Raw genomic sequence first — 13753 nt, 5'->3', positions numbered from 1 at the left:
CCTCGACGGGGCTGTAGAGGATCAACTTGGCAGCGCGTAGCGGCCGTCGTCGAGAGGGTCGACCAGGGCGTCCAGCGCCCGCTCGCGTTGTACCGGCTCGTCCCAGACCGCGTCCAGGGCGGGCTTGCCGACCAGCCGCCAGGCGCACTTGTCGGCGATGGGGCAGTCGCCGCAGGCGGGGGAGCGGGCTCGCGAACGCCTCCGCGAGCTGGTCGATTGGCTGGAGGAGGAGTTCGGCCCGGTCACCGAAAGCGAACTCGCCGCTGCGCAGGCGTGGTTGGACAAAATCGACGCCGAGCACGACAGGCGTCGCGCCCAGCGGGAGCGAGCCGCCGAAGACGGGCTATCAGGAGAGTGAGTATTCGCCGTTCTCCTCGTCCCACGTCAGGTCGTGGTCGTCGAGGTGGACCCACCAGGCGGCGCCCGGGAGTGCCTGTCGGAGCCGCGGAAGGGCGCACTGGGTGTAGTACTCCACCTGCTCCATCAGAGGTTCCATCCCGCATGATCCGTGGGAAACCTTGCTGGAGCCGTCGAGGATCACGTCGGGGGCGTCCGAGAGGTGAAGATGGAGCCCTTCACAGATCTGCGACGCGTCCTCGATAGATGAGGGGACCGTGCCGTCTTCCTTCCAACGCGGGAGATTCCGGTTCAGGCGCGCGACGAGTTTCTCGTTCGCCTCGGTGAGGACGTGTTCGACCGCGTCCCGCTCGGAATCGCTGAGCCCGTGTTGGCGGCGCGCGGTGTAGTAGAGCGATATACCCATCGTCATCCGTCCGTTCGGCCAGTTCCGTCGGCGGGACGAGCGTAGTTCGGGGTAGTGACCTACGGCGTCCCGCCGACTGGACGCGGGAGAAGGACGACAGACGGAAACAGTCAGCCCGGCAGCGCGTAGCGGCCGTCGTCGAGGGGGTCGACCAGACCGTCGGCGACCAGGGCGTCCAGCGCCCGTTCGCGCTGTACCGGCTCGTCCCAGACCGCGTCCAGGGCGGGTTTGTGGACCGGGCCGGAGGCGTCGCGGAGCACCGCCAGGAGGCGGCCGCGGACCTGGCGGTCGGTGCCCGCGTAGGTCTGGCCGCGGCGGGGAGGGCCGTCGTGGGCGGGTTTTCCGGCCAGCCGCCAGGCGCACTTGTCGGCGATGGGGCAGTCGGCGCAGGCGGGGGAGCGGGCCGTGCAGACCAGGGCGCCCAGCTCCATGATGGCCACGCCCCAGAGCGCCGCCACGTCGGCTTCGGGCGGGAGCAGCGACTCCGCCAGTCGCAGTTCGGCCTTGCTCTGCGTCTTGGGCGGGTATTCGATGCCGGTGTCGGCGCGGGCGAGGACCCGGCGGACGTTGGTGTCGAGGATGGCGTGCCGCTGGCCGAACGCGAAGCTGGCGACGGCCGCGGCGGTGTAGGGACCGATGCCCGGCAGCGCCAGCAGATCGGCGTGGGAGTCGGGCACCTCGCCGTTGTGGCGGTCCACGATCTCGCGGGCGCAGGCGTGCAGGTTGAGCGCTCGGCGCGGGTAGCCGAGGCGGTTCCACATCCGGACGGCCTCGCCCGACGGCTCGGCGGCGAGATCGGCGGGTGTGGGCCACCGGTCCATCCACGCCTCCCAGGCGGGCCGCACCCGCACGACCGGCGTCTGCTGCAGCATGATCTCGCTGACCAGGATGGACCACGGTGAGGCATCGGGGCGGCGCCAGGGCAGATCACGAGCGTTGGCCTGGTACCAGCTGAGAATGGCGGTGCTGTAGGGGTTGTCGAACATGCGCAATCAGTGGAGAGTTCGGCGGGTTGAGTATGTGACACGCGGGGAAACCCGGAATACTACGCCCCATGGCGGCTAGTGCTGGGCACCCTGGACCTGTTAGTCCGGAGACGTATTGGAAGCGGCGTGTGTTCGTCCTGGCGGGGCTCCTCCTCGTTGTGGCGCTGATCGCCTACGCGTGTTCGCGCCCCTCATCGTCGAATGAGGACCAAGCGGCGGCGGAAGCGGACGCCAGTCCCTCACCTCAGGCGCCCTCATCGCCCAGTGTCTCACCGAAACCGGCGCCCGATCGCTCCGCGAGCCCGAATCCCAGCGCGGGCGAGGGCGCGAAGGGCGGTGGGGCCGACGGGGACGAGGGTTCCGCGGCGGCCGGATCGGGGTCCGGCCGATCCAAGGGGTCGGGCGGCTCCGAGGGCGCCAAGTCGGTGCCGGTTCCCACGAAGGCCAGCGACCCGTGCCGACCGCAGGATGTCGTGGTGACGTTCGAGGTCGACAAGTCCGACTACGCCTGGGACGGCAAGCCCAAGATCGAGATCACCGCCGTGAACACGGGCGAGCAGACCTGCACCGTGGACATGGGGCCGAAGAACATGGAGGTGCTGATCAAGTCGGGCGACGACCGGGTCTTCTCCACCGCCGACTGCGCGAAGGGCGACAAGGCCGTGGTGAAGAAGAAACTGGAGCGCGGCGTTCCGCGGTCCCGGACCGTGACGTGGGACCGCAAGCGGTCCTGGAAGGAGTGCCGCGACGCCGACGTCGACGCCCGCCGCCCCGGTACGTACGTGGCCACCCTGGAGAGCGACTACGACGAGGGCGCCGAGCGGCAGGTCTTCCGGCTGAACTAGCCGTACGGGCGGCCCCGCGCCCGTTGAGGGCCCCTCCGCGCCGCGCGGTGCGGAGGGGGCCGTGAATGACATCGGTCGGGTGCCAGCCCGGCTGGCGCGGGAGGACCGCCGGATCGGCTACGACCGGCGGCGCGCCGGAAGGGCCAGCCGGATCCCCTCGGCGAGGTCCTCGACGCCGATGGTCTCGATGCCCTCGACCGGTTCCTCGCTGTTCCTGGGCACGATCGCCTGGGTGAAGCCGAGCCGCTGGGCCTCCATCAGCCGCCGCTGCACGCCGCTGACGGCCCGGACGTCGCCCGCCAGGCCCACCTCGCCGATCGCGATGAGCCCGCGCGGCAGTGCGACGTCCTTCACCGAGCCGGCCGTGGCCAGTGCCAGGGCGAGGTCCACCGCGGGCTCGCCCAGCCGGACGCCGCCCACGGTGGAGGAGAAGACGTCGGCGGTGGCGATGCGCACACCCGCCCTTCGCTCCAGGACGGCCATGACCATGTTCACCCGCCCCGTGTCGAGGCCGGAGGTGGCGCGGCGCGGTGCGGGCAGGTTGGAGGCGGAGACCAGCGCCTGCACTTCGGCGATCAGTGGTCGGCGCCCTTCGAGTGTGACCGTGACACAGGTGCCCGGCACCGGTTCGTTGCGCCGGGTCAGGAAGAGGCCGCTGGGGTCGGGCAGCCCGATGATCCCGGAGTCGCTGAGCTCGAAGCAGCCGATCTCGTCGGTCGGACCGTAGCGGTTCTTGACGGCGCGCAGCATGCGCAGCTGGGAGTGGCGGTCGCCCTCGAACTGCAGGACGACGTCGACGAGGTGCTCCAGCAGCCGCGGCCCGGCGATGGACCCGTCCTTCGTCACGTGCCCGACGAGCACGGTGGCGATGCCGCGCTCCTTGGCCAGGCGGATCAACGCCCCGGTGACTTCGCGCACCTGGGTGACCCCGCCGGGGACACCGGCGACCTCGGGCGAGACCATGGTCTGCACCGAGTCGACGATCAGCAGGCGCGGCGCCACCGCGTCGACATGGCTGACCACGGCGGACACCGAGGTCTCCGCCGCGAGGAAGAGCTTGGACGACAGGGCGCCCAGCCGCTCGGCGCGCAGCCGCACCTGGCCGGTGGACTCCTCACCCGTCACATACAGCACCGGCCCGCTGTCGGCCGCCAGTGCCGCGACCTCCAGGAGCAGCGTCGACTTGCCGACCCCCGGCTCACCGGCCAGCAGCATCACGCCGCCGGGAACCACACCGCCGCCCAGCACGCGGTCGAGCTCGTCGAGCCCGGTGGGGGCGGCGTGCGCGGCCTCCACATCGATCTCGGTGATGGGCAGCGCCGGAGAGCTGACGCGCGACGGCGCGATCACCTCGGTCGAGGGGGCGCCGACCTCGTCGACGGTGCCCCACGCCTGGCACTCGCCGCAGCGCCCGACCCACTTGAGCGTGGTCCAGCCGCATTCGGCGCATCGGAACGTGGTCTTGGGAGCCTTGGCCATGACAGCACGCTAGCGGTCGCCGCGGACATCTTGGGTCAGTTGTCCACAGGGTGGGGGCGCCAGTCGCTGTTGTACCTGGCTGTCCGATCAGGTGGGCGGTGTCCGGATGGGCCTCACGAGGGCCTGGGGCCGGACGTCGGCGGCCCCGATCAGTACTCGCGCCACCACAGATTGATCGCGTAGTCGACCTCCACACCGGAGTGGGCGGTGATGACGTCCTCGGCGACGGCGGGGGAGAACTCTATTCGGACGACCGATTCGAAGTCGGCGCGGTTGTCGAAGAGCCACCGCATGGTCAGCTGTTCGCGCTCGAATCCCTGCCGCGCCCAGAAGCGCTCGACGGCGGCCGGGTCGTAGGACGGGAGGAAGCGGCGGAACCAGCCGCCGAACGTGCTGCGGGTCGCGTCGTTGTCGATGACGAACGCGACGCCGCCGCGCCGCATGACCCGGCGCAGGTCGGCAAGGCCGGGTTCGCAGCCGGGGCCGAAGAAGTAGGCCCAGCGGGCGTGGGCCACGTCCACGGACGCGTCGGGGACGGGGAGGCGCTGGGCGACGCCCGTGCGGACCGTGACATTGGCGAGCCCGGCGGCCCGGGCGCGTGCCGCGCTGGCGAGTTCGCCGTGCGGTTCGATCCCGGTGACCCGCGCCGCCTCGGACGCGAAGCGGGGGAGATGGAAGCCGGTTCCGCAGCCGATGTCGAGCACGTGCGCGCCGTCCATCCCCCGGATGCGGCGCATGGCCGCGTCGATGACCCCGTCCGGGTCGACCGCCCGGTTCTCCAGCTCGTACACTCCGGGGCTGTTCCAGATGTTGGGGCTGGGAATCGCCCCCTGCAGCGCTGCTCTCACCTGCAGGACGATAGCGATCGGCGCAGCATCCGAGCCAACCGGCCGCCGCACCACATAGTCTTGTTCAGGTGAGCGCTATCCAGGTTCCAGACGCGCCCGTTGTGCTCTCGTCGGCGTCGGTCTACCCGGAGAAAACTCCAGTGGCCTTCGAACTCGCCGCGAAACTCGGCTACGACGGCGTGGAAGTGCTGGTGTCCACGGATCGGGTCAGCCAGGACATCGAGATGCTCCGGCGGCTCTCCGACTACCACGGCGTTCCGATCACCGCCGTACACGCCCCCTGCCTGATCTTCACCCAGGCCGTCTGGGGCCGCGACCCGTGGGGCAAGCTCGTGCGCTCCAAGGAGATGGCCGAGAAGCTGGGCGCCACGACCATCGTGGTCCACCCGGCGTTCCGCTGGCAGCGCGACTACGCGCGGGAGTTCGAGACCGGCATCGCGCGGATGCAGGAGGAGACCGATGTGGTCTTCGCGGTCGAGAACATGTACCCGGTGCACATGCGGGGCAAGGAGGCCGTGCCCTACGCGCCGAGCTGGAACCCGCTGGACCGCGACTACCCCGACGTGACCCTCGACCTCTCCCACACGGCCATGTCGCGCTCCGACGCGATGGACATGGCCAAACAGCTGGGCAACCGCCTGTCCCACGTCCACCTCGCCGACGGCACGGGCAAGCAGAACTTCGACGAGCACCTGATCCCGGGCCGGGGCACCCAACCCTGCGCCGAACTGCTGGAACATCTCGCCTCGACCGGTTACGAGGGGCAGCTGGTGCTGGAGGTGAACACCCGCAAGGCCGCCGACCGCGAGGCGCGCCAGCTGGAGCTGGCCGAGGCACTGGCCTTCACGCGGCTGCATTTCGCCGCGGGGGTGCGGGGGTCGTCCTCCGACGACCAGGGCTCGCGACACCAGGAGAGCGCCGACCGCCGCGAGCGCATCGCGATGCGGCGGCGGGGCGACACGACGCCGCCGCGTCACTTCGTCGTCGACAGTGACGGCACTGTCGCGGACGAAGCCTGACATTCTGGTCGCCATGGCGAGAACAGGACGACGGCCAGGCACCACACAGACCCGCGAGGAGATCCTCCGGGCCGCGCGGGAGCAGTTCGCCGACCTCGGCTACGACGGCGCCACGATCCGGGGCATCGCCCGGGCCGCGGGGGTCGACCCCGCGCTGGTCCACCACTACTTCGGCGCCAAGCAGCGAGTGTTCATCGCCGCGATGCGGCTGCCGTTCAATCCGGCCGACGAGGTGCGCGCGATCATGGCCGACCGCGAGCACGACCACGCCGAGTCGATCCTGCGCTTCTTCCTCCGCATGTGGGACGACCCGCAGTCGCGTGATCCGATGCTCGCCCTGGTCCGTTCGGCCACCAGCCACGACAAGGCGGCCGAGGCCGTGCGCGGCTTCATGAACGACCTGGTCGTGCACCACATCTCCAAGGAGCTCGGGCTCCCGCCGCTGCGCGCCGCGATGATCGGATCGCAGCTGTTCGGCATTGTCCTGCTGCGCTATGTGGTGGGGGTCGAGGTGGTCCGCTCGGCCGACACCGAGGAGATCGTCGCCATGTACGCCCCGGCAATCCGCGCCGTGATCGAGGACGGTGACCCGGCCCGTCCCACGGCGTGAACCAGCGGGTTCGAGGGTGTCGGGACCTGGCTCTGCTGTGCGGCCTTGTCGGTGGTTGGCTGATCCGGTGTTCTGGGGTGAAAAGCAGCACCGACGGCGGGTGGGGGGCCGGGGGCGCTGGTCTCCCCGGGGTGCGGCGCGGATCGGTTCGCGGCGGCGGCCTGCTGGTCATGCATCTTCCCGGGGGCAGGTCGGGAAAAGCGGCAGCGACGGCCGGTGGGGCCGGGGTGCCCCTCTTGGCTCCCGGGTGGGGCGGGCCCAGGCCCGGGGCGGGAAAGCGCTCTCTGTGTGCCCGTTATGTCCGCCGCTCCGTTGATCTCGGGAAAGTGCGCCAAATTCCGGTGGTTTTTTGGCGCACTTTCCGAGATCAACGGATCCACCGCGCACTGGCCACGACAAACGAGACAAAGCGCCCTCCCCTTCCCACCCGCGCCCCAGCCCCTCCCGCGAGGCAACAGGGGCGCCTGCCCCACCTCCTCGTCGGCGCCGCCCCCGTCACGGATCAGGGAGCTGTCAGCGGCGAATGCCCCGACGCTGGCCCTACCCGGCCCCACCCGGCAGCCAACAGGGGCACCCCAGCACCCCACCGCCGTCGGCGCCGCTTTTCACCCCAGAACACCGGATTAGCCAACCGCCGACAAGGCCGTACAGCAGACCCAGGCCTCCGATCCCGGACGTGATAGCGCAGATCCCCTGATCCCCTCGCCACTCGTGTCCATTGGCGCGCGTTCCCTTCAAGAAGTGCGGAGCCCCCGCAGCGTAGGCTCGAAAGACCCCGGTGTCGTGGTTGTGGAGGAGGAGCAGCGGATGGCCTGGCGGAACACTCTTCTGGCGGTGTCCGGGAACGAGCGGTTGCGGTCCTTCGTCTCGTCGTCGCGGATGACGCGCGCTGTGATCGACCGGTTCGTCGCGGGGGAGAGCGCGGTCGACGCGGTGCGTGTGGCCGGGGACCTGGCGGAGCGCGGGATCTATTCGAGCATCGACCTGCTCGGGGAGGACACCGCCCATCCGGCGCAGGCCGACGAGATCACCCGCGGGTACCTCCGGCTGCTGGAGCGGCTCGATGACGCCGGGCTGTCCGGGTGGGCCGAGGTGTCGGTGAAAGCGACCGCTGTCGGGCTCGCTCTCGGGGACGAAGGGGAGGCGCTGGCCGCCGACAACATCGGGCGCGTCTGCGCCGCTGCGGGCGACATGGGAACCACGGTCACCATCGACATGGAATCGCCGGACACCGTCGACGCCACGCTGCGCCTCGTCTCCTCGCTGCGCGACCGCTTTCCGTGGCTGGGCTGCGTGCTCCAGTCGTACCTGTACCGCACGGACGCCGACGCGGCGGCAATGGCGGGGCCCAAGGCCCGGATCCGGTTGTGCAAGGGCGCCTATGCCCCCGACCCCGCCACGGCCTACACGGCGCGGCGCGACGTCGACGCCGCCTATGTGCGCTCGTTGCGCGTGCTGATGGCCAGCGAGGCCTATCCGATGGTCGCCACGCACGATCCCCGGCTGATCGACATCGCCGGGACGCTCGCCCGCCGCTTCGGCAAGGGGCCCGGGGACTTCGAGTACCAGATGCTCTACGGCGTGCGCGCCGATGAGCAGCGCCGACTGGCCGACGACGGGCACAGGGTGCGCGTCTACGTCCCCTACGGCGACAACTGGTACGGCTACCTCGCCCGTCGCCTCGCCGAGCGCCCGGCGAACCTCGTGTTCGCCGCGCGGTCCGTCCTGTCCAGGAAGTGAGAAAGACGAAGCGCGGAGTAGCCGAGCGCCTATACCGTTGAAAGCGTTCGAAAGGTGGAATGAATGATCGCGATCATCGGTGCCGGGAAGATGGGCGAGGCCCTGCTCGCCGGGCTACTGGGGACCGGGTACGACCCGGCCGACGTCCTCGTCGTCGAACCGCGCGAGGAGCACGCAGCGCAGCTGCGCCAAGGCTACGGCGTGGAGACCGTGACGGCCGCCGAGGCGGCCCAGCGCGCCACCACCCTCCTGCTCGCGATCAAGCCGCAGGACATGGTCGACCTGCTCAACGAGCTCTCCCCGCACATGGGCCGCGGTGAGCGCCTGGTCATCTCGGTCGCGGCCGGGATCACCACCTCGCTGCTGGAGAAGCACCTGAGCGGCGACATCGCCGTCGTCCGCGCCATGCCCAACACCCCCGCGCTCGTGGGTAAGGGCATGACGGCGGTCGCGGCGGGCACGCACACCACGCCGGCGCAGCTCGACCATGCCGAGCGGCTGCTGCGCACGGTCGGGGAGGTGGTCCAGGTGCCCGAGAAGCACATGGACACCGTCACCGCGCTGTCCGGCAGCGGCCCGGCCTACTTCTACTTCATCGCGGAGACGATGATCGAGGCCGGTGTCGCCATGGGGATGCCGCGCGCCACCGCCCAGCGGCTCGTCGGGCAGACCATCGCCGGAGCGTCGGCCATGCTCAACGAGTCCGGTGAGCACCCGGTCGTCCTGCGCGAGGCGGTCACCTCGCCGGGCGGAACCACCGCCGCCGCGGTCCGGGAGCTGGACCGCCACGGCGTCCGCACGGCCTTCACCGACGCCATCGAGGCGGCACGCGACCGCAGCCGCGCGCTGTCCGAGGGGTGATCGGGCTCCGGTGATCCGATGCCGCTCCGCGATGCCGGGAGGCGTGCCCCGAGCTGGGCGGTGCGGCACCGTTCGGGGCACGCGACCCCCACAACAATGGGGAAACAGGCGCCGGGGGAATGACCCCGATGGTCCATTGGTTTGTACCAGTTGACTACTGTGTTGTTCGGCACACAACCAGATGCTGACCGCTGGGAGGGCGCATGGCCTGCTCGCTTCACCTGGCCTGGGATGATGGGCTGACCGCCTACAACTTCGGGCCGCAGCATCCGCTCGCGCCCGTCCGGGTGGAGCTGACCATGGCCCTCAGCCGCGAGCTGGGCGTCTTCGACGCGCCCGAAGTGTCCTTCATCGACGCCGAACCGGCCTCGGACGACCTGCTCAAGCTCATCCACGACCCCGGCTACATCGAGGCGGTCAAGCGCGCCGGCGACACGCTCATCGGCGACGAGCAGTACTGCCTCGGCACCCCCGACAACCCGGTCTTCCCGAAGATGCACGACGCCTCCGCGCTCGTGGGCGGCGCCTCCGTCGCCGCCGCGCGCGCGGTGTGGAGCGGCGAGACCGAGCACGCCGCCAACATCGCGGGTGGGCTGCACCACGCCATGCCCAAGCACGCCTGGGGCTTCTGCGTCTACAACGACGCCGCCCTGGCCATCGCCTGGCTACTGGACCAGGGCGCCAAGCGCGTCGCCTACGTCGACGTCGACGTCCACCACGGCGACGGCGTGCAGGCCATGTTCTACGACGACCCGCGCGTGCTCACGATCAGCCTGCACGAGTCGCCGCTGACGCTCTTCCCCGGTACCGGGCGCCCCTCCGAGGTCGGCGGGCCGAACGCCGAGGGATACGCCGTGAACGTCGCCCTCCCCGCGGGGACCGACGACGCCCGTTGGCTGCGGGCGTTCGACGCCACCGTCCCCCCGCTGCTGAGCGAGTTCCAGCCGGAGGTGCTGGTCACCCAGCAGGGCGCCGACACCCACCTGCTCGACCCCCTGGCCAACCTCACGCTCAGCCTCGACGGCCAGCGCCGGATCTACAGCGCGATGCACAAGCTGGCCAAGGAGACCGCGGGAGGGCGCTGGGTCGTGCTCGGTGGCGGCGGGTACGAGCTGGTCCAGGTGGTCCCCCGTGCCTGGACGCACCTGCTGGCCGAGGCCGCGGGTGTCGAGATCGACCCCGAGATCGCGACCCCGGACGCCTGGCGCGGCTTCGTCCGTGAGCGCACCGGCGAGGCCCCTCCGCTGTACATGACCGACGGGCGCTCCCCCGACTTCACCCCGTTCGAGGCGGGATTCGACCCGGACGATCCGGTGGACCAGGCGATTCAGGAGACCCGGAAGGCGGTCTTCCCCAGCCACGGGATCGACCCGAGCCTGTGAAGCCGGGATGCGGATCGGGGAGCCGACGGGTCAGGCAGGTGTCGCGTCGAGCGCAGAGAGCGGATCGGTCTGGTCGTGGCCGACCGGTGCGTGACGTTGAATCCGAGATGGACAGGGTATGACGACGCGTGCTGTCCGCTCCCGGGGGATCGGTACCGCGCCGTTCCGTGTGGAGCGGTATGCGCCGTTTCGCCTGGGGCGCGAGACAGGTCGTCGGCCGGGAACGAGCCGGATCGCCGCGTCCGGCAGTGGGAGGGGGATCTAAGGTGGCGCCGCCTTCGCGTGCAGAGCTCATCGCGCATTTGGTGCGTACCGGAATTGCCGGGCATGTGGACACTCCCCGGCAGGGCAACCTCCGGCACTACCGGCGGCTATGTCACAAGGACCCCTACTACCAGTTCGGTCTCACCTTCGCCCATGAGTGGTCGTTCTCCGAGGTCCTCGCCCTGATGGCGAAGCGCTGCGGGGTGGTGGCCGACGAATCGCACCAGTGGGGGATCGACACCATCGACCCCGACCTGACCGTGGACGCCCTGGAGGCCCTGGGCGACCGACTCGCCGAGGCGGCGCGGAAGCAGGAGCGGGTCATGTTCGCGACCGGGCATCCGCGCAACCTGCTGGAGACCTATCAGCTCTGGAAGAGCGAGCTGGAGAAGCGCGGCTGCGAGGTCGTCACCGCGGGGGGCGGATACTCCTATGAGGTGACGACCGAACATCCCCCCAATCGCCGCATCCTCGTCTGGCGCGACGGCGTCGGGTTGGTGGTCGACGGTGACGCTCCGCGGCACAGTCACCATCCCTTCGGAATGCGGGCAGCCCTGAACTCCCTTACTGAGCGGGGCGAAGAGTGGCCGCAGTTGGTCATCGCCGATCATGGTTTCGCGGGTGCCGCGGGCGAAGCGGGTATCCCCACCATCGGGTTCGCGGATTGTAACGATCCGGCACTGTTCCTCGCCGAACACGAGGGAAAACTCCTCACCACGGTCCCATTGGACGACGGATACTCCACCGCCGACTACCGTCCGCTGTCCGACTACATGCTGCACCGGGCGGGATTCAGGTGACAGGGGAGCCGTTTATACCCAACCGCTAAACCTCACGCGACCCCCTGCCCTCATGTAGCTGCAGAGACAGCAAAACCGGCCTTTCAAAGCCGTGCACGCGGATCTACCCTGAAAACGGACGTGTCAGCAGTTACCGAACGGCACGCCGGCGCGGCGATGGGGCGTAGCGGCCGGGAGTCTCCCCTCACTGCCGTACGGGGTCACCGCGTCGGCCGACAGAAGCAGTGACACCTACGCGCACGTCCGGAAGCGAGGGCGTTGCAGAACATGAACGGGAGTAAGGCACCTCTGGAAGAGGTCAGGTTCCTCACCGTGGCCGAAGTCGCCACGATCATGCGTGTCTCCAAGATGACCGTCTACCGAATGGTCCACTCCGGCGTGCTTCCCGCGATCCGCGTGGGCCGCTCGTACAGAGTGCCGGAACGCGCTGTCCACGACTACCTCCGCGAAGCATTCGTCGAGGCCGGTTGATTTAACGGCGTGTCACCCATTGGGGGCGGTGCAACCCCGCCCATCGCCCCTGAGGGTGGGCCTCAGGCCAGCGCACAGCACACGTCGATTCGCCACGTCGTGTCCTGATACGTGCCACGCGTGCGCGAAGACTGTGGAAGACCGGGGCATCCGAGCAGGCGCTGACGCATCTACTACACTTTGTCGTTGTTGACGTCGTGCCCGCTTTACCTCCCGTTTTCGAGGTTCCATCGATGCCCTGTTACAGATCCGGCGCCCGCGTGCGCCCGGTGCTTTTGCGTGCCGCCGCCGCGATCGCGGTCCTGGCGGCGCTGAGCGGATGCGCCGGGGGTGGGGCCACCCAAACCGGGAGTTCCTCCGACAACCGCTACATCGCCGGGGACGGCTCCAGCACCTCCTATGACCCAGGCGACCGCCATGCCGCGCCCGACGTCAGCGGCGACAGCCTCGACGGCGATCCCATCTCCCTCTCCGACTACCGCGGTGACGTCCTCGTGGTGAACTTCTGGGCCAGCTGGTGCGGGCCGTGCCGGTCCGAGACCCCCGTCCTGAAGGAGGTCCGCAGCGAGTTCGCCGACGACGGCGTGGAGTTCCTCGGCGTCAACATCAAGGACGACAAGACCGCGGCCCAGGCCTTCGAGAAGAGCCAGGGCATCAGCTACCCGAGCATCTACGACCAGCCCGGCGAGGTCGTACAGAAGTTCCGCGACACCGTGCCGCCCCAAGCGATCCCCAGCACGCTGGTCCTCGACCGCGAGGGACGGATCGCCGCGCGCGTCATCGGTGAGACCGACTACAAGCAGCTCAAGGGGCTCGTCGAGACCGTCGTCGCCGAGGACGGCGGGGACGCGGGTACGGCATGATCGCCGAAACCATCACCCAGGGCTCGCTCCTCTTCGCGATCCCGCTCGCCCTCGCCGCCGGGCTGGTGTCCTTCCTGTCGCCGTGCGTCCTCCCGCTGGTCCCCGGCTACCTCTCCTACGTCACGGGGATGAGCGGCGCCGACATGGCGGCGGCTCGCCGCGCGCGTCGGACCGCTGAGCAGGCCGAAGGAGGCACCGCCACCGCGACCGTGGCGACGGTCGACGAGGAGCTGGAGTCGCGCCGCTGGACCATGCTCCTGGGAAGCCTGCTGTTCATCGCCGGGTTCACCGCGGTGTTCGTCTCCGTGGGCGCGTTCGTCGGCGGCATCGGCGGCCTGCTGCTCGACTACGCCGACCCCATCACCCGTGTCCTGGGCGTGCTGACGATCCTGCTCGGCCTGGGGTTCATGGGCGTCATCCCCGGCCTCAACCGGGACATCCGCTTCAGCCGGATGCCCAAGGCGGGCCTGGCCGGGGCCCCGATGCTCGGCGTGCTCTTCGGCCTCGGCTGGACCCCGTGCATCGGCCCCACGCTGGCCGCCGTGCAGACGCTCGCCTTCACCGAGGGCAGCGCGGCCAGGGGAGCGCTGCTGTCGCTCGCCTACTGCGTGGGCCTGGGGCTGCCGTTCATCGGCGCGTCCCTGCTGTACCGCCGCGCCCTGGGCACGTTCGACTGGATCAAGCGGCACTACCGCGCGGTGACGGCCGCGGGCAGGCTGATGCTGGTGATCGTCGGCCTGCTCCTGGTCTCCGGCGTCTGGACCGACATCACAGCCATCATGCAGGGCTGGACCCAAGGCTTTGCGACGGTGATCTAGCAGT

14 protein-coding genes and 1 pseudogene are annotated in these 13753 nt (G+C 70.0%); 10 read left to right on the top strand and 5 right to left on the bottom strand.

Features of this window, described 5'->3' with window-relative positions; all coding sequences use genetic code 11:
* Positions 1-21 precede the first annotated feature (21 nt).
* From CDO52_RS25685 to CDO52_RS25675, 3 genes and pseudogenes are all read right to left on the bottom strand, one after another.
* Positions 22-189: pseudogene (locus tag CDO52_RS25685) on the bottom strand (A/G-specific adenine glycosylase); the annotation flags it as partial.
* Between the two features lie 157 nt (positions 190-346).
* Positions 347-769 carry a hypothetical protein gene (locus CDO52_RS25680; protein ID WP_017618558.1) on the bottom strand — a complete coding sequence of 141 codons (423 nt, stop codon included), beginning with the start codon at positions 767-769 and terminating at the stop codon, positions 347-349.
* A 104-nt stretch (positions 770-873) separates the two neighbouring features.
* The gene (locus tag CDO52_RS25675; RefSeq protein ID WP_094932761.1) at positions 874-1749 is read right to left on the bottom strand and encodes an HhH-GPD family protein; all 876 of its coding nucleotides are present in this window, start codon (positions 1747-1749) and stop codon (positions 874-876) included.
* 425 nt (positions 1750-2174) lie between these two features.
* On the opposite strand from CDO52_RS25675, the gene CDO52_RS29330 reads away from it, so the two are divergent.
* On the top strand, positions 2175-2594 hold the full coding sequence (locus CDO52_RS29330; RefSeq protein WP_332459756.1) for a hypothetical protein: 420 nt from the start codon (positions 2175-2177) through the stop codon (positions 2592-2594).
* Between the two features lie 117 nt (positions 2595-2711).
* On the opposite strand, the gene radA is transcribed toward CDO52_RS29330, so the two are convergent.
* Together radA and CDO52_RS25660 are read right to left on the bottom strand one after the other, a co-directional pair.
* A complete protein-coding gene (gene radA, locus CDO52_RS25665; protein WP_017618561.1) occupies positions 2712-4073 on the bottom strand; it encodes a DNA repair protein RadA in 1362 nt (453 codons plus the stop codon).
* Between the two features lie 149 nt (positions 4074-4222).
* Positions 4223-4921 (bottom strand): class I SAM-dependent methyltransferase, encoded by a 699-nt coding sequence (locus tag CDO52_RS25660; RefSeq protein WP_193373666.1) that lies wholly within the window; start codon positions 4919-4921, stop codon positions 4223-4225.
* A gap of 68 nt (positions 4922-4989) precedes the next feature.
* Between CDO52_RS25660 and CDO52_RS25655 the strand changes: the two genes are divergently transcribed.
* The 9 genes from CDO52_RS25655 (at position 4990) to CDO52_RS25615 (ending at position 13749) form a co-directional block, all read left to right on the top strand.
* Complete coding sequence (locus CDO52_RS25655) at positions 4990-5940, top strand: sugar phosphate isomerase/epimerase family protein (RefSeq protein ID WP_026125783.1); 951 nt, start codon at positions 4990-4992, stop codon at positions 5938-5940.
* Between the two features lie 13 nt (positions 5941-5953).
* The gene (locus CDO52_RS25650) at positions 5954-6550 is read left to right on the top strand and encodes a TetR/AcrR family transcriptional regulator (RefSeq protein WP_017618564.1); all 597 of its coding nucleotides are present in this window, start codon (positions 5954-5956) and stop codon (positions 6548-6550) included.
* 807 nt (positions 6551-7357) lie between these two features.
* Entirely contained in the window at positions 7358-8290 is a 933-nt protein-coding gene (locus CDO52_RS25645; RefSeq protein ID WP_017618565.1) for a proline dehydrogenase family protein, read from the top strand.
* Positions 8291-8353: 63 nt separating this feature from the next.
* Entirely contained in the window at positions 8354-9151 is a 798-nt protein-coding gene (gene proC / locus CDO52_RS25640) for a pyrroline-5-carboxylate reductase (protein ID WP_017618566.1), read from the top strand.
* A gap of 203 nt (positions 9152-9354) precedes the next feature.
* A complete protein-coding gene (locus CDO52_RS25635) occupies positions 9355-10533 on the top strand; it encodes an acetoin utilization protein AcuC (RefSeq protein WP_017618567.1) in 1179 nt (392 codons plus the stop codon).
* Between the two features lie 266 nt (positions 10534-10799).
* The gene (locus CDO52_RS25630; protein WP_026125785.1) at positions 10800-11597 is read left to right on the top strand and encodes a phosphatase; all 798 of its coding nucleotides are present in this window, start codon (positions 10800-10802) and stop codon (positions 11595-11597) included.
* Between the two features lie 267 nt (positions 11598-11864).
* Entirely contained in the window at positions 11865-12068 is a 204-nt protein-coding gene (locus tag CDO52_RS25625) for a helix-turn-helix domain-containing protein (RefSeq protein WP_017593285.1), read from the top strand.
* Positions 12069-12301: 233 nt separating this feature from the next.
* Positions 12302-12931, top strand: a complete 630-nt coding sequence (locus tag CDO52_RS25620; RefSeq protein ID WP_026125786.1) for a TlpA family protein disulfide reductase — start codon at positions 12302-12304, stop codon at positions 12929-12931.
* Positions 12928-13749, top strand: a complete 822-nt coding sequence (locus CDO52_RS25615) for a cytochrome c biogenesis CcdA family protein (protein WP_094932760.1) — start codon at positions 12928-12930, stop codon at positions 13747-13749. Before CDO52_RS25620 ends, CDO52_RS25615 begins: the two co-directional genes overlap by 4 nt.
* Positions 13750-13753 lie beyond the last annotated feature (4 nt).

It is taken from the genome of Nocardiopsis gilva YIM 90087 (assembly GCF_002263495.1).
Taxonomy (GTDB): domain Bacteria; phylum Actinomycetota; class Actinomycetes; order Streptosporangiales; family Streptosporangiaceae; genus Nocardiopsis_C; species Nocardiopsis_C gilva.
The sequence above is the reverse complement of the archived record's forward strand: the minus strand, read 5'-3'. Positions and strand labels throughout refer to the sequence as shown.

Excerpts from the sequence above, each read along its gene's own strand:
- CDO52_RS25650 (WP_017618564.1), top strand. The coding sequence starts at position 5,954 with ATGGCGAGAACAGGACGACGGCCAGGCACCACACAGACCCGCGAGGAG.
- CDO52_RS25645 (WP_017618565.1), top strand. The coding sequence starts at position 7,358 with ATGGCCTGGCGGAACACTCTTCTGGCGGTGTCCGGGAACGAGCGGTTG.
- CDO52_RS25615 (WP_094932760.1), top strand. The coding sequence starts at position 12,928 with ATGATCGCCGAAACCATCACCCAGGGCTCGCTCCTCTTCGCGATCCCG.
- CDO52_RS25680 (WP_017618558.1), bottom strand. The coding sequence starts at position 769 with ATGACGATGGGTATATCGCTCTACTACACCGCGCGCCGCCAACACGGG.
- CDO52_RS25620 (WP_026125786.1), top strand. The coding sequence starts at position 12,302 with ATGCCCTGTTACAGATCCGGCGCCCGCGTGCGCCCGGTGCTTTTGCGT.
- proC (WP_017618566.1), top strand. The coding sequence starts at position 8,354 with ATGATCGCGATCATCGGTGCCGGGAAGATGGGCGAGGCCCTGCTCGCC.
- CDO52_RS25625 (WP_017593285.1), top strand. The coding sequence starts at position 11,865 with ATGAACGGGAGTAAGGCACCTCTGGAAGAGGTCAGGTTCCTCACCGTG.
- CDO52_RS25635 (WP_017618567.1), top strand. The coding sequence starts at position 9,355 with ATGGCCTGCTCGCTTCACCTGGCCTGGGATGATGGGCTGACCGCCTAC.
- radA (WP_017618561.1), bottom strand. The coding sequence starts at position 4,073 with ATGGCCAAGGCTCCCAAGACCACGTTCCGATGCGCCGAATGCGGCTGG.
- CDO52_RS25675 (WP_094932761.1), bottom strand. The coding sequence starts at position 1,749 with ATGTTCGACAACCCCTACAGCACCGCCATTCTCAGCTGGTACCAGGCC.